Raw genomic sequence first — 19,419 nt, forward strand, 5'->3', positions numbered from 1 at the left:
AAACCGTTCGCTCTTGCCAATGGCACAATTGTGATCAGCGGGGCCGGTGATGCAGGAAGGTCACAGACGCGGGTCCACTTGGGACACGTCGATCTGGACCTGCCAGACATGGAGCAGGCGGTGTCGCTACCGGCTTCGGGGGTCAGACGCAGGCGCCTCGGGATGCGTCCACCGCGCAACCGCGTCGCCGCAATGCCAGGCGGAGCCTTCCCACACCTGCTCAGTCCACCTTGCGCGCGCCGGGCGCGAGCACGCCCCGCGTCTGGACCTGCGCATAGGCAAGGGCGAGCGAGAAGACGCCGAAAATGCAGAGAACCGCAACGATGACGAGTGTGGTGTCCATGGCCTAAAGAACCTCCAGATCAGGCTGGCTTTCTTCTCGCACCGGACGCCGGTTTGCGGTTTGATCCAGGTCAATCGGTCTCGCCTTTGTTCCCGGGTGGCGCCGCCGCATCGGGGACGCTAGGCTCTGGCCAATTGATTCAAGAGCAAGAAGGCTTTTCGCCCAATGAGCAATTCTCCCATCGATCCGACCAAGCTCGACAAGCTCGGCGAGGTCGCCATCAAGGTCGGCCTGCAGCTGGCCGAAGGCCAGGACCTGATCATCACCGCGCCGATGACGGCGGCCCCGCTGGTGCGCCGCATCACCGAGCATGCCTACAAGGCCGGCGCCGGTCTGGTGACCACCATCTATTCCGACGAGGAAGCCACCCTGTCGCGCTTCCGCCATGCCCGGGACTTCAGCTTCGATCGCGCTGCCGGCTGGCTCTATTCCGGCATGGCCGAAGCCTATCGCAACAACGCGGCGCGCCTCGCCATTTCCGGCGACAACCCGATGATGCTGGCCAATGAAGACCCCGAAAAGGTCTCCCGCGCCAACCGCGCCAATTCGGCCGCCTATCGCCCGGCGCTGGAGCTGATCACCGGCTTCGACATCAACTGGAACATCGTCTCCTATCCCACGCCCAACTGGGCAAAGCTGGTCTTCCCCAACGATCCAGAGGACGTCGCCATCGCCAAGCTGGCCGACGCCATCTTCAAGGCCTCCCGGGTCGACCAGGACGATCCGATTGCCGCCTGGAAGGCGCACAACGCCAATCTCAAGGCCCGCTGGACCTGGCTCAACGGCAAGAAGTTCTCGGCGCTCAAATATACCGGCCCGGGTACCGACCTCACCGTGGGCCTGGCCGATGGTCACCGCTGGAAGGGCGGCGCCTCCGAAGCCAAGAACGGGGTCACCTGCAACCCCAATATCCCCACCGAGGAAGTGTTCACCACGCCTCATCGCCTGCGCGTCGAGGGCACGGTTTCGGCCACCAAGCCACTGAGCCACAACGGCACGCTGATCGAGAACATCCAGGCGCGCTTCGAAGAGGGCCGCATGGTCGAGCTCAAGGCGACCAAGGGTGAGGCCGTGTTCAACAAGGTGCTCGACACCGACGAGGGCGCCCGGCGTCTGGGCGAAGTGGCGCTGGTGCCGCATTCCTCGCCGATCTCGGCCTCGGGCATCCTCTTCTACAACACGCTCTACGACGAAAACGCCTCGTGCCACATCGCCATGGGCCAGTGCTACGCCGACTGTTTCGACGACGGCAAAACGCTCAGCCCCGACCAGATCTTTGCCCAGGGCGGCAATAAGAGCCTGATCCATATCGACTGGATGATCGGCTCCGACAAGGTCGATATCGACGGCGTTCACGCCGACGGCACCACCGAGCCGGTCATGCGCAAGGGTGAATGGGCGTTTTGATCCAGACGCCGGGTCTCCTCCCCCTTGATGGGGGAGGTAGCGCCGCTGGGCCCATCGGGCCGTAGCAGAGCTAGGTGGGGGTGCACTCAACACGCGACCTATGAGCGTGAACACCCCTCCCCATCCCTTCCGTCAAGGGGAGGGTGTCGCACCAGGGGTGTGGAGAGGCCGGACCTATTCCCCCTCCATCCCCAGAAATTCCTCGGCGGTGAGCACGATATTGCGGTCGATCTCGCCGATCTCCTCCTTGTCCTTGCCCTCATAGTCGAGCCGGTGCAGCACGGTGCGGATGGCATTGAGGCGCAGGCGCTTCTTGTCATTGGCCCGGATCACGGTCCAGGGGGCGTGCCGGCTGTCGGTGCGCTCCAGCATCTTGTCCCTGGCATCCGAATAATCCCCCCAGAGCTCGAGGGCCTTGAGATCAACCGGTGAGAGCTTCCAGGTCTTGAGCGGATCATGCCGCCGGTCATGGAAGCGCTTGATCTGCATTTCCCGGCCGATGGACAGCCAGAGCTTGAAGATCCTGATCCCGTCATTGGTGAGACGCTTTTCGAATTCCGGCGCCTCATCGAGAAAATGCTCGGTCTGCTCGGGGGTGCAGAAACCCATCACCGGCTCCACCCCGGCCCGGTTGTACCAGGAGCGGTCGAACAGCACCATTTCGCCCGCCGCCGGCAGCCAGTCCACATAGCGCTGGAAATACCATTGCGTGCGCTCCCGGTCGTTCGGCTTGGGCAGCGCGGCGATCAGGTTGTAGCGGTGATTGAGATTTTCGAGGAAGCGCTCGATCGTGCCGCCCTTGCCGGCCGCGTCCCGACCCTCGAAGATGATCACCGTGCGCGTGCCGGCCTCGGCCATATGCGCCTGGTGCAGCACCAACTGCTTTTGCAGGCGGTACATCTGCGTGTCATACTCGTCCTTGTCGAGCTTGTCCTCGTAGGGATATCCGCCCGATTCGAAGGCGGCCTTCTTGATGGATTTGGGCAGGTCCGGATTGTTGATGTCGAAGCCGTCGATAGGATCGGTCACGCTGTCTCTCCACTGTCACACAGAGCGTGCTATGAACCCGCTTCCCGCGCAAGAGGCGGGGTCAAACTGTTGATTCGACCGCCGAAAATGGACGAAACCGCGCCCACAGACCAAGCCACCGGAGCCGCCGCAATCCCGGCGCGACTTGCCGCACAGAGCCCGCTATTGCTGGGTCTGGCCGGGCTTGTCGTCGCCTTCGTGGTGCTGGGGGGACTGCGGGTCGATCTGGCGGTGATCGGCTATGGCCTGGTCCTGTGCCTCGTGGCCGTCCTGCCCCAGCCGGTCCGCACCATTACCCGCATCGATGCGGCTCCCCCGGTCCTGTCGGCGCCCACGGCCGTCCAACCCGACATGCTGCCCGCCTTTGTCGAGGCGCTGGGCGATCCGGCACTGGTGCTGGATGGCCGCGGCGCGGTGGAGCACCGCAATGGCGCCGCAGCGCGGCAATATCCCAACCTGCAGCCCGGCCGGGTGCTGACCCTGGTCATGCGCAATCCCGAAATGGTTGCGGCGGTGGAGGCGTCCATGCGCACCGGCGAGACGCGCAGTTTCGAACTGCATGAGACCCTGCCGTCAGAAACCTGGAACCGCATCGTGGTGGCCCCGTTGCGCCGGCCCGAGCGCGACTGGTTCTCCGACGAGGACCGCCAATTGCTGGTCACCTTCCAGAGCCTGACCGAACTCAAGCGCGTCGATGCGTTGCGGTCCGACTTCGTCGCCAATGCCAGCCACGAATTGCGCACGCCACTGGCCTCGCTGATCGGCTTCATCGACACGCTGCTCGGCCCGGCAGCCGGCGACGCGGCGGCGCGGGAAAAATTCCTGGGCATCATGCGGACCCAGGCCGACCGGATGAGCCGGCTGGTCGATGACCTGCTGAGCCTGTCGCGCATCGAGATGCACCAGCATGTGCGTCCCACCGGCTCGGTGGACCTGGCCGGTCTCTTGCGCGAAGTGCGCGAGGGCCTGCAGACCCAGGCCCGCGCGGCCGATCTCGACGTCATCCTGAAGCTGCCCGAAGCGCCTGTCATGGTCGTGGGCGACCGCAGCCAGCTTTACGAAGTGTTCGAGAACCTGATCGACAACGCCATCAAATACGGCGCTACCGGCAAGACCGTCGAGGTGACGCTGTCCGAAATCGATCGTCCTGGACTTCGGCACATGGTCAGCGTGGTCGACCATGGCCCGGGCGTCGAGCCGGAGCATGTGCCGCGCATGACCGAGCGCTTTTACCGCATCGATGCCGAAGCGAGCCGCAAGAAGAAGGGCACTGGCCTGGGGCTGGCCATTGTCAAGCACATCATCCAGCGCCACCGCGGCCAGATGAGCATCAGGTCGCAACCCGGCGAGGGCCTGCGCGTCGATGTCTTGCTGCCCTGACGGCTGCCTTTCCTGGCCTGTAATCCCGGCTTGCGCGGTAACCAGCTCTTAAGACAATTTGAGTCGCCCTGTGGACGATCCGCGTCGCCGCCGACAAGATTTGCGGCACAGGAGCGGCACCATGAACACTCTCTGGCCAGCAGCAACGATCGCCCTCGCCGTGACCGGCTTCTTCGCCTTGAGCAATTACTATTCCCCGGCCGTTGACCAGCCAAGCCTGGACGACTGCCACCGCCTGGCGGGCGAAGTCCAGGCCATTCATATCAATGGTGGCACCATCCCTGTCGAGAAACTGACAGCGGCTCGTGGATGCGCGGTGTCGTTCGGCCAGAACTGGGCGGCTGGAGGCGGTGACCGCGCAGCGCAATTGCGGGCGGAAGGCGCCATGCGGGTGCAATAGAGCGCTTTCAGCAAAAGTGGACACCACTTGCGCGGTTCGAAAGCGCGACAAGACTAAAAAAGGGAGCGCCCGATCCGATTCAATCGGAACGGGAAAGGCTCTGTCAGGCGACAGCGCTGCCATGAAAAAGGGCGCCCTTTCGGCGCCCGTTTCAATTCCAGCGAGGTCCGTGCCTCAGCGGCGTTTCTTGTCCATCTGGTGATAGGCCCGGCGCGAATGGAATTCGCAATAGGGACCGGTTTCCAGGCTGTGCTGGCCGCAGAAATAGAAGTCCTTGGTCAGCGGATCGCCGATCGGCCACTTGCAGGTGTGTTCGTTCAGCTGCAGCAGGTTGAGCCGCTTGTCCTCCGGAATGAACAGCTCCGCTGCTGCCGGGGCGACATAGAGTTCGGCATCCATCTCGGGGCTGGCGGCCAGTGCCGTGGCACCCACGACCTGCGGGCGAGACATCGACATGCGCGGCTTGGCGCTCATCGTGCTGCTGCCAACCGAGCTCGTGGCGGGACGCCGCGGCGCCGCGGGTCGCGCTGCCGGACGGGCGCGCGGCGCGGTATTGGTCGGCTTGGCACGGGCCGAAAGCTTGAGGCGGTGCACCTTGCCGATCACGGCATTGCGCGTCACTCCGTCGCCCAGTTCAGCCGCAATCTGGCTGGCGCTGAGCCCCTCCATCCAAAGTTTCTTCAAAAGTTCGACGCGCTCGTCAGTCCAGCCCATCGATTGCGCTCCTGAAACCATCGACAAAACAGAATCCTTCATTGCGCTGCCAAAACGGCCTGGCAGCCTTTCGACTCTACAGCTCGTATGTTGAGCGGGTCCGCCGCACGAGATATCGTGTCCCCAACGCCTCGGAGATTACGCCATCGCAGGAATCGGGATCAAGAGTCGGGGCGGATTTTCCCCGTTTATTCATTGGTTAAGATTGTCCTAACAATCGATGAGTCAAATCAGGGACTTGGCCGGTATCAGATTGACTTTACGGGGCCAATTCGCCTAATTCTCGGGTCCAAACGCGCGGCCGAGAGGGCGCGTTTTTGGTTTCTGTGGCAGCTTTGCCACGCTTTCCCGTCCCTGACCTGAAACACAAGAGGAATGTTCGCCATGTCTGCGCTCTACGGCACCTATGCCCGGTCCGATCTCGCCTTCGAGCGGGGCGAGGGCATGCGCCTGTACGACCAGCACGGCCGAGAATTCCTCGATTTCCATTCCGGCATTGCCGTCAATGCGCTTGGCCATGGCGACCCGCATCTGGTCGCGGCGCTCAAGGCGGCGGCCGACAAGGTCTGGCATACCTCCAATGTCTTCACCATTCCCGAGCAGGAACGGCTGGGGCAGCGGCTGGTGGACTCGACCTTTGCCGACAAGGTGTTCTTCACCAATTCCGGCGCTGAGGCGATCGAATGCGCCATCAAGACGGCCCGGCACTATTTCTTCGCCAAGGGCCAGCCGGATCGCTACGAGATCATCGCCTTCACCGGCTCCTTCCACGGCCGGACCCTGGGCACGATCGCAGCTGGTGGCAATCCGGGCTATCTCGAAGGCTTCGGCCCGCCCATGCCGGGCTTCAAGCATACCGCGCCGGGCGATCTCGATGCGGTCAAGGCTTTGATCGGCCCGCAGAGCTGCGCCATCCTGATCGAGCCCGTGCAGGGCGAGGGCGGCGTCACGGCCATGAGCGCTGAATTCCTGCAGGGCCTGCGCCAGATCTGCGATGAAAACGACATGCTGCTCATCTTCGACGAAGTGCAGTGCGGCTTTGGCCGGACCGGCCGCTTCTTCGCCTTCGAATGGGCCGGCATCACCCCGGACATCGTCGCCGTGGCCAAGGCCATTGGCGGTGGCTTCCCGCTTGGTGCGTGCCTCGCCACCGAAGCGGCAGCGGCCTCCATGGTGACCGGCACCCATGGCTCCACTTATGGCGGCAATCCGCTGGGCTGTGCCATGGGCAATGCCGTGCTCGACCGCATCCAGGCGCCCGGCTTCCTCGATCATGTCGCCCAGATGGGCCAGCGCCTCGCCTGGCACCTGCAGCAATTGGCGCAGAAATATCCCGATTATGTGCTCGAGCTGCGCGGCAAAGGCCTGCTCGCCGGCATCAAGATCGCCCCCCCGGTGCGCGATTTCGTGGCCCGGCTGCGCGACGATCACCAGCTTCTGGCCATCGGCGCGGGAGACAATGTGCTGCGGCTGCTGCCGCCGCTGATCGTCTCCGAAGCCGATATCGAGGATGCCATGGCCCGCATCGGTGCGGCTTTCGACGCCATCGAGGCGGAGACGGCCGCCTCTGCTTCGGCGAGCTGACGGCGATGCTGACTTTCTATCATTTCGGGCGGCGCCGAAGCGGGTTGTTCCCTCCGCCCCGATAGGGCGGAGCTTGCAGACGCGGCCCCGCGCCGCCCCATTTCCTGAAGCGTCACAAAGGAACCCGGCCCATGACGACGACCGGCACCCCGAACCATTTTCTCTCCATCGACGATTTTTCCTATGCCGAACTGCGCGGCATGCTCAACCAGGCTGGCGCCCTCAAGCAGCGCCTCAAGGAAGGTGATCGGCCCCTTCTCCTCAAGGACAAGGTGCTGGCGATGATCTTCGAGCGCCAGTCCACCCGCACCCGTGTCTCCTTCGATGTCGGCATGCGCCAGCTCGGGGGCGAAACCATCATGCTCTCCGGCCAGGAGATGCAATTGAGCCGCGAGGAAACCCTGGCCGACACCGCCAAGGTGATGAGCCGCTATGTCGATGCGATCATGATCCGCATCCTCAGCCACGCTGACCTGCTCGAACTGGCCGAGGCGGCCACCGTGCCGGTGATCAACGGCCTGACGCGGCGAGCCCATCCCTGCCAGATCATGGCTGACCTCATGACCTTCGAGGAGCATCGCGGCGACATTCGTGGCGCCAAGATCGCCTGGGTGGGAGACAGCAACAATGTGCTGCACTCCTGGGTCAACGCGGCCGAACTGTTCGAATGCGAGCTGACCATCGCGACACCCGATGAATACAGCCCCGAAAAGGATCTGATGCAGGACATCACCCGCGCCGGCAAATATGCCCGCCTCATCGAGGATCCGCGCGAAGCCGTGGAAGGCGCCGATCTGGTCATCACCGACACCTGGGTGTCGATGGGCGATGTGGATGCCGCCGAGCGCCGCCGGGTCTTGAAACCCTACCAGGTCAACACCAATCTAATGGCCTTGGCGAACAAGGACGCCCTGTTCATGCACTGCCTGCCCGCCCATCGCGGCGACGAGGTGACCGACGAGGTGATCGACGGTCCCCAGTCGGTGGTGTTCGACGAGGCCGAAAACCGCCTCCATGCCCAGAAAGCCGTTTTGTGCTGGGCCTTCGGGGTCGAAACCAACTAGCAGACCCGATCTGGCTGTTTGGAGCCTGCCCGGTCATCTCCGCCTGTCGGGGATGGCATGGGCGGGCCGTTGCCGCGAAGGTGGCGCGTTTCGCTTCGAGGGCGTAGCCTTGAGAAAGACAGTGACCCGAATGACCACGGAACAGACCATGACTGACAACCTGCTCTCCAGCCTGGGCCTTGACCGCCCCGAGACCGGTGACGACGCCGTGGTGCCCTTCACCCTGGAAAAGCTCGACACCCGCGGCCGGGTGGTTCGCCTGGGTGCGGCTCTCGACACCATTCTCAGCCGTCACGACTATCCCCTGCCGGTGGCCCGCCTTCTCGGTGAAGCGGTGGTGCTCGCGGCATTGATTGGCTCCTCGCTGAAATTCGAGGGCCGCTTCATCCTCCAGACCCAGACCGACGGCCCGGTGAACCTGATCGTTGTCGATTTCGACGCGCCCGACGGCATGCGCGGCTATGCCCGCTATGATCACGATGCGCTGCTCAAGGCTTCCGAAGCAGGCCGGACCAGTCCGGCAGAGCTTCTGGGCAAGGGCCATCTGGCCATGACCATCGACCAGGGCCCGCATACCGAACGCTATCAGGGCATTGTGGGGCTGGACGGCCATTCTCTCGAGGAAGTAGCGCATACCTATTTCATGCAGTCCGAGCAGATCCCGACCCAGGTGCGCCTGGCGGTGGCGCAGATGTCCACCAGGGGCGACCATCGTCCGCGCTGGCGGGCTGGCGGCATGCTCATCCAGCACCTGCCGCCCAATGGCCAGTCGGTCATGGCGGATCTGCCCGGTGACGGCGATTTCGACAATCCCGACATGGCCGATCCGGACTTCGTCGAGGCCGATGGCTGGGCCGAGGCCAAGGCATTGCTCGGCACCGTCAGCGATCTGGAGCTGAACGATCCGGACCTGTCGCCGGAGCGGCTGATGTTCCGTCTCTATCACGAGACCGGCGTGCGGGTGTTTCCCGCCCAGGACCTGGTGGAGCGCTGCACCTGTTCTGCCGACCGCATCGAGGACATGCTGGCCAACAGCTTCTCCGACCAGGAGCGGCAGGAGATGGCCGTGGATGGGGAAATCGAGGTCGTCTGCGAATTCTGTTCAACGGCCTATCGGTTCAATCCCCACCACTTCCATTCCGACAACTAGACTTGAGGCATACTGATATTTCCCGCGGAAATATCAGTATGCCGCGCTTGCCTTCCTTGGCGAACAGGATCAATGTTGTCGCGATTTCAACGGCAAAGGGGACTTGCCGGGATGAACGCCGACTTGATGTCGACTATCGAGAATATTCAGCATCAGACCAGCTCCGATGCCATTCTCGACATCATGTATGGGGCCATCGACCAATATGGCTTCGAGCGCTTCATTATTTCGGGTCTTCCTGACCCGGGGGTCGATGTGCGCCCCTTCGTTCTGCTCTCGGGCTGGGACGACGAATGGTATGAACGCTATACCACGAAGGGCTATGTGCATCTCGACCCGGTGGCCCGCCACTGCTTTTCCACCACGCTGCCCTTCGACTGGTCGGAGGCGCCCTATGACCGGGAAAATGACGGCCCCGCTCGCCGTGTGATGGAGGAAGCGCGCGATTTCGGCATGGATCAGGGCCTCTGCGTGCCGGTGCACATGGAAGGGGGCATGCAGGGCGTCGTCTCCTTGGTCGGCAAGACCGATCACCTGGACGAGACGGGCCGGCTCGAACTGCACATGCTCTCGCTCTATGCCCATGGCCGCCTGCGCTATCTCAATGGCCCCATCGGTCGCCCCACCGTGCGGCGTGGCATCACCCCGCGCGAGGCGGAAATCCTCAAATGGGCCGCCACCGGCAAGACCGCGGCCGAGATTGCCGACATCACCGGCCTCACGCCGCGTACCATCAACCAGCATTGCGAAAACGCGCAAAAGCGCATGGGTACGAATAATCGCCTGCATACAGTGGTTGAGGCGATAAGGCATAAGCTTATTACCCTCTAGACGCGCAAGAATCTCCGAAACCTTGGGATTTTTACCAATTTCGCTCGATCTGCTGCCTGTGCCTAATGCCCCCATTCGGGGCCGGAAGCTTCGGGGGCAGATCGATGAAATTGCACATCATCCGCGATCCAGCGGACAGACAGCACGTTGACCTGCTCGAGCAGAATTTCCGGTTGCGGCACCGCGTGTTCGTCGAGATGGAGGGCTGGGAAGCCCTGCGTCGCGCCGACGGACGCGACGTCGACGCGTTCGACTGCGAGGATGCCACCCATCTCCTGATTACCGATTCAGACGGGAACCTGGTGGGCGGATCGCGCATCACCCCGCTGAACCGGCCGAACTTGCTGCAGACTGTCTTTAACGGGTTAGTGCAAGGAGAACTCCCCGCCCACCCTTCGCTTGGGGCCGACTGGACACGCTTCTACGTGCATCCGGATCGACGCGAAGGCCGGCGGCGCGCGCCCGAGTCTGCAGCCCTTTTCTGTGCGGTGATGGAATATGCTCTTTCCCAGGGCCTGACCTTCATCACCTTTGTCTCCTCCATCTATATGCTCGAACACGGCACCGCGGTCGGCTGGCGGATCACCCCGCTGGGCGCGCCGGTCATGAGCGAGGGCAAGCCAACCATTGCCGCCTGGATCGAGGTCTCCGAAACCGCGCTGGACAATGTGCGGCGCGCGACGGGCTTTACCAGGAGCCTGTTGCCGGCTGATGGCGGCTGGCCGCAGCGACTCCCGGACCGACCTGTGCCGGCGTGAGCGCTCGACCGTGTCCGCGGCAGCCAGCCTGATGCAGGCCTTGCTCGGTCCGGAAACCAGTGTCCCGGCCGCGCAACAGGCGCTCGATCAGGCCCTTCTCTCCGAGACCGATCCCCTGCACTGGTGCGCAACCCATCTGGGCGTTTCCGACGCCGAAATCATGCGTCGCGCGGCCGCATGGGGCGGCATGGCCTTCTTCGACGTGGTGCCGCGAGGCGTGGAGACGATGCTCGAACCGGCCCGGCTCGAAACGCTCGGCGAGGTGCGCATGCACCGGCTGCAGCTTCTCGATCGCGAGATTGCCGTCGCCGCTCCGGATTTCTTCGGCGTGTTGCGCCTCGCACGCTCCTGCCGGGCGCGCCCGCACCTGCAGCGCAATCTCTGCCTGGTGCCGGGCCCCGCGCTCAGGGTCTTCGTGGTCGATCGGGCCAGTGAAGCCTTGCTCGATGGCGCGCGCCAGACCATGGCGCGATACTGGCCCCATGCGGCCGCGCAGCTCGAATTGACCGCCCCGATCCGCAGAGGCTTCGCCCTGCTGCTGCTGGCGCTGACGGCCCTGATCATCCTGGCGCCGCTGACCGGCCAGGGATGGCTGGCGCCGATCTGGATTGGCCTGGTGGCGCTGCCCTCGGCGCTGCGCCTGTTTGCGCTCGCCATGCCGCCCGAGGCCGAGCCTGAGCCGGCGGCGGGGGAAGAGGACAGTTCGGCACTGCCGCTCTACTCGGTTCTCGTGCCGCTGCGCGACGAGGCCAATATGGTGGACCAGCTCTGCGCCACTCTTGGCGCGCTCGACTATCCGGCCGAAAAGCTCGAAATCGTCTTCGTGGTCGAGGGACGGTCTCCGGCCACCATCCAGGCGGTCCGGCGACATCTGGGCGATGCCCGCTTTTCGATGCTGATCGTGCCCGACGCCCTGCCGCGCACCAAGCCCAAGGCGCTCGATTTCGCGCTGCCGATCTGCCGGGGCGAGTTTCTCGTGGTCTTCGACGCCGAGGACCGGCCAGAACCGGACCAGCTCCGGCGTGTCCTCTCCCAGTTCCGCCACCAGCCCGACATTGCGTGCATTCAGGCGCGACTGGTCATCGATAATGGCCGGGAGGGCCTGCTGCCGGCCCTGTTCGCCGGCGAATATGCCGGCCTTTTTGCCGTCCTGCTGCCGGCCCTTGCGCGCTGGGGCCTGGTCATGCCCCTGGGCGGCACCTCCAACCATTTCCGGACGCGGACCCTGCGCCAGCTCGGTGGCTGGGATGCCTTCAATGTCACCGAGGACGCCGATCTCGGCGTCAGGCTGGCGCGCCGGGGGCTGCGCTGCGCCACCAGCACCGCACGCACCTTCGAGGCGGCGCCCGTCCGGCTGGTGCCCTGGCTGGGGCAGCGCACGCGCTGGATGAAGGGCTGGATGCAGACCTATGTCGTGCACAATCGGCGGCCCGGCGCGCTTCTGGCCGACCTGGGATGGCGGGGCTTCCTGATGTTCCAGGTGCTCCTGCTGGGCATGCTGCTGGCGCCACTGCTGCATGCCGGCTTCCTGCTCGTTGTGCTCGGCATGGCGGTGCAGGGGCAATTGGGCTGGCCCGAGGCCGATCTCTGGCCGCTCGCCTGCGCGATCGTACTGGTGCTCGGCCATGCCGTGGCCATGACCACCAACCTGGTCGGCCTGTCCCGCACGGGCCAGCTTCACCTGGGTGGCCAGCAGGTCGGCGTGCCGCTCTATTGGGTGCTGATCGGGGGCGCGACACTGCTGGCCCTGCGCGAATTCACCTTGCGCCCCTTCCACTGGTTCAAGACGCCGCACCTCGCGACAGGCGCGGCGCCTTCGCTATCGAGGCGCCTGGCACCAGATGTGGTCACCGCTCAGGTGGCGGGAAACAGGGCCCAGCGCCTGGGGCGGAAGGCAATCTGGGATCGCTCGACCGCGGGGTGATCGAAGGGCAGGTCGATCTCGACCCGATTGGTGCCGGCGCCCAGGTCGAGCTCCACTCGGCGCGTGCCACCGACCCGGCGGCTGCTGGCAACCAATCCGGTCAGCGCCGCATCGCCTTCGACCAGCTCGATATCGTGCGGGCGGAAATAGAGCCGCTGCGCGCCCGGCGTTCCGGAGGCCGCCAGCCCCAGCGGGCGTCCCCCAAGGCTGATGCCGCCATGCTCGAGCGTTACCGGCAGTTGGCTCGATTCCCCGATGAAGCCGAAAACGAAAGGCGAGGCCGGCGTGTCATAGACGCTGTCGGGCGTGCCGACCTGTTCGATGCGGCCCTGGCTCATCACGCAGAGCCGGTCCGCCAGCTCCAGCGCCTCTTCCTGGTCATGGGTAACGAAGACCGTGGTATGCCCCGTCCGGTCGTGGATTTCCCGCAGCCATTTGCGCAGTTCGCGACGCACCTGTGCGTCCAGGGCGCCGAAAGGTTCATCGAGCAGCAGCACGCGCGGCTCGATCGCCAGCGCCCGGGCCAGCGCCACGCGCTGGCGTTGACCACCCGAAAGCTGGCTGGGATAGCGCTTTTCGAGGCCCGAAAGCTGCACCAGGTCCAGCAGCTCCATGGCCCGGCGCCGGATTTCGGCATTGGCCGGACGGGTGGCGCGTGGCCGCACCTTGAGGCCAAAGGCAATGTTTTCCAGGATGCTCATGTGCCGAAACAGCGCGTAGTGCTGAAACACGAAGCCGATATTGCGCGCCTGCACGCTCTTTTCCGAGGCGTCTTCATCACCGAACAGGATGCGGCCGGCCGTCGGCCGTTCGAGGCCGGCAATCAGGCGCAGCAGGGTGGTCTTGCCCGAACCGGAGGGGCCGAGCAGGGCGATCAGCTCGCCTGACCTGATGTCGAGCGAGACGTCGTGCAGCGCCGGAAACCGGTCGAATTCCTTGCGGACGTTTTCTACGCGAACTTCCATCATCGATCCCATTGGGCAGCCAGTGCCGGTATTCGGAACAAATTCATGCTTACCGCAAGGGGCTTTGCGGGGGCGGGCCATGAATTTTTCCCCCGTGGCGCGGCCCACGCCAAAATCTCCCACGATTGCGCCGCTGCGCAGGATAGCGCCTTTGGGTTAGCGCGAGGGCACCGCGCCTGCGCTCCTAACACATTGAAATAACTGCGCCTTGGCCTGCTTCCGCCATATGTGCGGTTGAGGTGCGTGAGCACCGCTGGCCCCGTCTCGTGAGAAGGTATGGATTGCACCTGCCGCTGAACTGGGCTCAACTCATCAAGGATCCGCCGGCCGCGCCGGCGGCCGTGGAGGAGTGCGTTTCCGTGCCCGCAGCGATCCGGCGCCGTCACATCGGACTTGCCGCCCTGACCCTGGCCGTGGTGCTGTGCCTGGCGCTGGGCGCCTGGCGTGTGGCCTATCTGCGCGGTCTCGGCGAGGTCGAACGGCAGGTCCAGGATCGTCTCACCATCAATCTGCGCTCGGTCGAAAGCGAGATCGAGCGCTTCCGCTATCTGCCCGGCGTGGTCGGCGAGGATTCCCGCATCCTGGCATTGCTCCAGCTGCGTGGCCCCGAAGCTATCGCGGCGGCCAATGCCTATCTGAAGTCCGTCCGGGCCATGTCCGGCGTCGACGAGCTCTATGTGCTCGATCCCGCGGGGGAAACGCTGGCGGCCAGCAACTGGAACGAGCCCGGCAGCTTTGTGGGCCACAACTACGCGTTCCGGCCTTACTTTGCCGACGCCATGGCGTTCGGCTCCGGCCGCTTCTATGCAGTGGGCGTCACCACGGGCAAGCCGGGCTATTTTCTTTCAAGCCGCATCGATGTGGGCGCAAGGTCCGTCGGCGTGGTTGTGGCCAAGGTCGATATGGGTCCCCTGGCGTTGACCTGGGCAGCGGCCGGAGAAATGAGTGCCATTGCCGACCGCGAGGGTGTGGTCTTTTTGTCCGGTGATCCGGCCTGGACCTATCGCCCGCTGCAGGCCCTCGACCCTGGCACCCTGGATCGGCTCGAACAACAGCGCCGCTATGATGGCGTCGATCTCGCCGCCGCGACGCCGCTGGCGCCGGAAGCGGATGTGGACGCCGGCAGCCTGATGATCGGCGCCGACGAAAGATATCTGCTTGGCGTCCGGGCGGTGGAGCCGGATGGCTGGCAATTGCTCTCCGCTTTGCCGCTCGAGCCGGTGGAGCGCGAAGCGCGGCTGATCGGCGGGTTCGCTGCGCTGGTGGCCGTGCTGGCACTGGGCGCCTGGCTTGTTTTCAATCAGCGTCGGCAGATCGTACGGTTCAAGCTGGACCAGAATGCCGTTCTCGAGCGACGGGTCGCCGAGCGCACGCAGGCACTTGCCCATGAGGTGGAGGAGCGCCGCCGCGCCGAGGCGGAACTGCGTGCCACCCAGGAAAACCTCATTCACGCCGCCAAGCTGGCGGCCCTGGGCCGCATGTCGGCCGCCATAGTACACGAGGTCAGCCAGCCCCTCTCGGCGCTCGACAACACCCTTGCAGCCGCCGATCTGCACGCCCAGCGCAATGCGCCGGGTGAGGTCAGGCGCATTCTCGAAAGCGGGCGCAACCTGCTCCGGCGGATGCAGCGCACCATCAAGCATCTGCGCACCTTCTCTTCGCGGCGCGATCCTGGCCCGCCCGAACAGGTTCAGTTGTCCGGCGTTCTCGATGCGGCCATGGATATCCTGACGCCCCAGGCGCGCGATGCCGGCGTGCTGGTGACGGCGGTGTGGGAGCCGGGCCTGCCGCCCGTGGCCGGTAATGCGGTGCGGCTCGAGCAGGTCTTTATCAATCTCATCCTCAACGCCATCGAGGCCACTGCCGCTGCCGGCAATGCGGCTGTGCGCCTGATCGCGCGCAGCGAGGGCGATGACACGGTCGTGGTTGACATTGCCGATAGCGGCGCCGGCATACCCGACACCGTGCGCGAGCGCCTGTTCGAGCCGTTCTTTACCACCAAGAAGAGCGGGGAGAGTCTCGGGCTGGGCCTATCGATCTCTCGCACCCTGCTGGAGGAATTCGGTGGCGCGCTGCGCTTCGAAGCGGGCGCCGAGGGCGGCACGCTGGCCCGGGTCACCTTGCCCGTTTATCGCGCCGCCGCGACCGGCGAGAAACTGGAATCGGCATGAACCGGGGTCGGGTGCTGTTCATCGATGACGAGGCCGAACTCTGCACGGCGGCCGAGGAATGGCTCGGTGTCTGCGGTTTTGCCGTCACCAGTTTCACCGCCCCCGATGTGGCTATCGCCCAGGTCGATCCCGCCACATTCGATTGCGTCGTGACCGATGTGCGCATGCCCGGCCTCGATGGACTGGCCGTGCTCGAACATTTCCGTGACCGCGCCCCCGATCTGCCCGTTGTACTGCTGACCGGGCATGGCGATGTGCCCCTCGCGGTCGGCGCCATGCGTTCCGGCGCGCATGATTTCATCGAAAAACCCTATGACGCCGAACTGCTGGTGGCAGTGCTGGATCGGGCGGTGGAACGGCGACGCCTCGGGCGGGAACTCACGCGTCTGCGCCAGGCCGCCGGCGGCACCGAACTCGAGGATCGCCTGGTCGGCCTCTCGCCCGCCATGGTCGAATTGCGCCGCTCCGTGCTGCAACTGGCCAACATCGATGTCGACGTGCTGGTGACGGGGGAAACCGGCACGGGCAAGGAAGTGATCGCCCGGGCCCTGCACGATTTCGGCGGACGGGCCAGGGGCCAGTTCGTGGCCATCAATTGTGCCGCCATCCCCGAGACCGTGTTCGAAAGCGAAATGTTCGGCCATGCCCGCGGCGCCTTCACCGGTGCGGCCGGCGAGAGGATCGGCAAGCTCGAATATGCGAGGGGCGGCACCGTCTTCCTCGACGAGATCGAATCCATGCCCCTGGCGCTGCAGGCCAAGGTCCTCCGCGCCATTCAGGAGCGCAGTATCGAGCCGCTGGGCAGCAATGCCTCGCGCCCCATCGATGTGCGCTTCATCGCCGCCAGCAAGGTCGATCTCCGGGCCGAAAGCGAGGCGGGTCGTTTCCGCCCTGACCTTTATTTCCGCCTCTCTACTGTGGAACTGCCGGTGCCGTCTCTGCGCCAGCGGCGCGAGGACGTTCCGCTGCTGTTCGCTCTGTTTGCCAGCCGCGCCGCGCAACGCTTCGGCATCGAGGCCACGCAGCCCTATCGCCTGCCGGCCGACATGGCCGTGTCGGACTGGCCCGGCAATGTGCGCGAGCTCAAGGCCGTCGCCGAGCGCAGCGTGCTGGGTCTTGGCAGCAATGGGGTTGGGCAGGAAAGCGCGGCCAGCTCTCGAACCCTCGCCGCACAGGTCGCTGCGTTCGAAGCCGCCGTCATCGAACAGGCCCTGCGGGACGCGGCAGGGTCCACCGCCCTGGCGGCCGAGCGACTGGGGCTGGCGCGCCGCACGCTCAACGAGAAGATCGCCCGCTACGGCCTGCGCGCGGATGCCGATATCGACAGCTAGGCTCACAAATGAGCGGATTTCCGCTCCCCGCAGCCGCCGCGTGGCGGAATTCCGCCCGATCATGAAGCCGACATAGCGTCAAAGGCCCGGAAAAGCAGAACTATTCAGTCTGGCATGGCGGTTGCAATGGAATTGGCAGTCCCGCCGCGAGGAGGCGTCGGGGCGGTCACAAGAACATGCCTTTGGGAGGATCATCCGCATGTCATTCATTCCCGCTCGCCGCGTGGCGGGCCTGGTTGCTGGCGCCGTCATGGCGGTCAGCGGCAGCGCCGCCGTCAACGCCCAGGAATTCATCAACATCCTGACCGGGGGCACCTCGGGCGTCTATTACCCGCTCGGCGTTGCCCTGTCCGAACTCTATGCCGAGAATATCGAAGGCGCCCGCACCCAGGTGCAGTCGACCAAGGCCTCGGTCGAAAACCTCAATCTGCTGCAGCAGAAAAAGGGTGAACTCGCCTTTGCCCTGGGCGACTCGGTCAAGTCCGGCTGGGATGGCCTGCAGGAGGCCGGTTTCCCCGCGCCCCTGACCGATCTGCGCGCCATCGCGGCCATCTATCCCAATTATGTGCAGATCGTCGCCTCCGCCGAGAGCGGCATCGAGACCCTCGAGGACCTGAAAGGCAAGTCGATCTCGGTGGGCGCGCCCGCCTCCGGCACCGAGCTCAATGCCCGGGCCATCTTCGCCGCCGCCGGCATGAGCTATGAAGACCTCGGCAAGGTCGAGTTCCTGCCCTATGCGGAATCGGCCGAACTGATCAAGAACCGCCAGCTCGATGCGACCCTGCAGTCTTCCGGTCTCGGCGTCGCCTTCATCAAGGACCTGGCGGCGACCATGGACATCAACATCGTTTCCATCCCGGCCGAGGTGGTGAACAGCATCGGGGCGCCCTATACCGCCTCGGTGATCCCGGCCGGCACCTATGACGGCCAGGACGAGGATGTGCCCACGGCCGCCATCGGCAATATCCTGGTCACCCATGCCGGGGTCAGCGATGAAACCGCCTACCAGATGACCAAGCTGATCTTTGAAAACCTCGATCGGCTCAAGGCCGCCCACTCGGCCGCCAATGGCATTGTCCCCGAGGCCGCGACCCAGGGGCTGAGCATTCCGCTCCATCCCGGCGCCGAGCGCTATTACGAGGAAGCCGGCCTGCTCTAGGCCAGTGGCGTCCGGGGCCAGCGGCTCCGGACGCCGTTCATCTGCGAGTCCTGGGGAGGAAACTCGATGACTACTCTATCCGCGGCCACCACGCCTGCGCCGCATACCGCCGAAGAAGCCGTCGAGGGCCTGCCGCCCGGCTTCGGCCCCGGCATCATGGGGCGCATCGCCTTTGCCATTGCCATAGCCTTCGCGCTCTTCCAGCTCTGGACCGCCGCCTATGGCACGCTGCCCAGCCAGGTCGTGCGCGCCATGCATGTGGGCTTTCTCCTGCTGCTCGGCTTCGGCCTGCTGGGCAATCTGGTGGCCAAGACCACTCTAGGCCGCATTGTCTTCTGGACCCTGGCCGTGCTCGGCTTTTCGACCGGTCTCTACAACTGGGTCTTCTACGCCGACCTGCTCAAGCGCAGCTCCTTCCTCACCCCGCCCGACCTCGTGGCCGGCACGGTGATGATCATCCTCGTCTTCGAGGCGGCCCGGCGCCTCATGGGCCTGCCGCTCGTCATCATCTCCGGCCTGTTCCTCGCCTATTGCTTCTTCGGCCAGTACATGCCCGGCCCCTTCGTGCATCGCGGCTATGATTTCGCGCAGATCATCGAGCATTTCGGCTTCGGCACCGAGGGCATCTATGGCACCCCCATCTATGTCTCCTCGGCCTATATCTTCATCTTCGTGGTCTTTGCCGCCTTTCTCGAGCGCGCCGGCATGATCAGGCTGTTCAACGATTTCGCCCTCGGCCTGGTCGGCGGCTGGCGCGGTGGCCCCGCGCAGGTCTGCACGCTGTCTTCGGCGCTGATGGGCACCATTTCCGGGTCCGGCGTCGCCAATGTGGTGGCCAGCGGCCAATTCACCATTCCCCTGATGAAGCGGTTCGGCTTCCGCGCCGCCTTTGCCGGGGGTGTCGAGGCGACCTCGTCCATGGGCGGGCAGATCATGCCGCCGATCATGGGGGCGGTGGCCTTCATCATGGCCGAAACGCTCGACGTGCCCTATAGCGCCATTGTCATCGCCGCGCTGATCCCGGCCATGCTCTATTTCGCCACCTGCTTCTGGGTGGTGCATCTGGAATCGGGCAAGGCCGGGCTGCGCGGCATGAGCCGGGCGGACCTGCCCAACCCGTGGCACGCCGTGCGCGACCACTGGCCCCTGGTGCTGCCGCTGGCCGCTTTGGTCTATCTGCTCTTTGCCGGCTATACACCGATCTTTGCC

17 protein-coding genes (1 of these 17 cut by a window edge) are annotated in these 19,419 nt (G+C 64.9%); 13 read left to right on the top strand and 4 right to left on the bottom strand.

Translation table 11 applies throughout. The annotated features are described in order from the left end of the window. Positions 1-220 precede the first annotated feature (220 nt). Positions 221-343 (bottom strand): hypothetical protein, encoded by a 123-nt coding sequence (locus tag K1X15_RS21375; protein ID WP_276315287.1) that lies wholly within the window; start codon positions 341-343, stop codon positions 221-223. A gap of 165 nt (positions 344-508) precedes the next feature. On the opposite strand from K1X15_RS21375, the gene K1X15_RS01320 reads away from it, so the two are divergent. Continuing rightward, positions 509-1,750 carry an aminopeptidase gene (locus K1X15_RS01320; protein ID WP_220305725.1) on the top strand — a complete coding sequence of 414 codons (1,242 nt, stop codon included), beginning with the start codon at positions 509-511 and terminating at the stop codon, positions 1,748-1,750. A gap of 174 nt (positions 1,751-1,924) precedes the next feature. Here K1X15_RS01320 and ppk2 read toward each other — a convergent pair whose 3' ends face one another. Then, on the bottom strand, positions 1,925-2,779 hold the full coding sequence (gene ppk2, locus K1X15_RS01325) for a polyphosphate kinase 2 (RefSeq protein ID WP_220305726.1): 855 nt from the start codon (positions 2,777-2,779) through the stop codon (positions 1,925-1,927). Between the two features lie 87 nt (positions 2,780-2,866). On the opposite strand from ppk2, the gene K1X15_RS01330 reads away from it, so the two are divergent. Beyond that, positions 2,867-4,159 (top strand): sensor histidine kinase, encoded by a 1,293-nt coding sequence (locus K1X15_RS01330; RefSeq protein WP_220305727.1) that lies wholly within the window; start codon positions 2,867-2,869, stop codon positions 4,157-4,159. Positions 4,160-4,280: 121 nt separating this feature from the next. Next, entirely contained in the window at positions 4,281-4,559 is a 279-nt protein-coding gene (locus tag K1X15_RS01335) for a hypothetical protein (protein ID WP_220305728.1), read from the top strand. Between the two features lie 174 nt (positions 4,560-4,733). Here the strand turns inward: K1X15_RS01335 and K1X15_RS01340 are convergent, their stop codons facing one another. After that, positions 4,734-5,273 carry a GcrA family cell cycle regulator gene (locus K1X15_RS01340; protein WP_220305729.1) on the bottom strand — a complete coding sequence of 180 codons (540 nt, stop codon included), beginning with the start codon at positions 5,271-5,273 and terminating at the stop codon, positions 4,734-4,736. 375 nt (positions 5,274-5,648) lie between these two features. Here K1X15_RS01340 and K1X15_RS01345 point away from each other — a divergent pair, with 375 nt between their 5' ends. From K1X15_RS01345 to K1X15_RS01370, 6 genes are all read left to right on the top strand, one after another. Then, positions 5,649-6,857, top strand: a complete 1,209-nt coding sequence (locus K1X15_RS01345; RefSeq protein ID WP_220305730.1) for an aspartate aminotransferase family protein — start codon at positions 5,649-5,651, stop codon at positions 6,855-6,857. A 131-nt stretch (positions 6,858-6,988) separates the two neighbouring features. Further along, positions 6,989-7,921: an ornithine carbamoyltransferase gene (gene argF, locus K1X15_RS01350; RefSeq protein WP_220305731.1), complete on the top strand. Its 933-nt coding sequence runs from the start codon at positions 6,989-6,991 to the stop codon at positions 7,919-7,921. 148 nt (positions 7,922-8,069) lie between these two features. Beyond that, positions 8,070-9,071, top strand: coding sequence for an Hsp33 family molecular chaperone (locus tag K1X15_RS01355; RefSeq protein WP_220307385.1), 1,002 nt, complete (start codon positions 8,070-8,072; stop codon positions 9,069-9,071). Between the two features lie 111 nt (positions 9,072-9,182). Then, a complete protein-coding gene (locus K1X15_RS01360; RefSeq protein WP_220305732.1) occupies positions 9,183-9,902 on the top strand; it encodes an autoinducer binding domain-containing protein in 720 nt (239 codons plus the stop codon). A 104-nt stretch (positions 9,903-10,006) separates the two neighbouring features. Next, a complete protein-coding gene (locus K1X15_RS01365) occupies positions 10,007-10,660 on the top strand; it encodes an acyl-homoserine-lactone synthase (protein ID WP_220305733.1) in 654 nt (217 codons plus the stop codon). Positions 10,661-10,670: 10 nt separating this feature from the next. After that, positions 10,671-12,584, top strand: a complete 1,914-nt coding sequence (locus K1X15_RS01370; RefSeq protein ID WP_220305734.1) for a glycosyltransferase family 2 protein — start codon at positions 10,671-10,673, stop codon at positions 12,582-12,584. Here the strand turns inward: K1X15_RS01370 and K1X15_RS01375 are convergent. After that, positions 12,515-13,549 (bottom strand): sulfate/molybdate ABC transporter ATP-binding protein, encoded by a 1,035-nt coding sequence (locus K1X15_RS01375; RefSeq protein WP_220305735.1) that lies wholly within the window; start codon positions 13,547-13,549, stop codon positions 12,515-12,517. The genes K1X15_RS01370 and K1X15_RS01375 overlap by 70 nt on opposite strands. A 359-nt stretch (positions 13,550-13,908) precedes the next feature. On the opposite strand from K1X15_RS01375, the gene K1X15_RS01380 reads away from it, so the two are divergent. From K1X15_RS01380 to K1X15_RS01395, 4 genes are all read left to right on the top strand, one after another. Then, positions 13,909-15,720: an ATP-binding protein gene (locus K1X15_RS01380; protein WP_220305736.1), complete on the top strand. Its 1,812-nt coding sequence runs from the start codon at positions 13,909-13,911 to the stop codon at positions 15,718-15,720. Then, positions 15,717-17,051, top strand: a complete 1,335-nt coding sequence (locus K1X15_RS01385) for a sigma-54-dependent transcriptional regulator (protein WP_220305737.1) — start codon at positions 15,717-15,719, stop codon at positions 17,049-17,051. Before K1X15_RS01380 ends, K1X15_RS01385 begins: the two co-directional genes overlap by 4 nt. Before the next feature lie 199 nt (positions 17,052-17,250). After that, positions 17,251-18,210: a TAXI family TRAP transporter solute-binding subunit gene (locus K1X15_RS01390; protein ID WP_220305738.1), complete on the top strand. Its 960-nt coding sequence runs from the start codon at positions 17,251-17,253 to the stop codon at positions 18,208-18,210. Between the two features lie 66 nt (positions 18,211-18,276). Next, positions 18,277-19,419, top strand: the 5' portion of a protein-coding gene (locus K1X15_RS01395) for a TRAP transporter permease (RefSeq protein WP_220305739.1). The gene runs 963 nt beyond the window's last position; the window shows 1,143 of its 2,106 coding nt (coding positions 1-1,143); its start codon is at positions 18,277-18,279; its stop codon lies beyond the right edge, outside the window.

The sequence above is a fragment of the Devosia salina genome (assembly GCF_019504385.1).
GTDB lineage: Bacteria > Pseudomonadota > Alphaproteobacteria > Rhizobiales > Devosiaceae > Devosia > Devosia salina.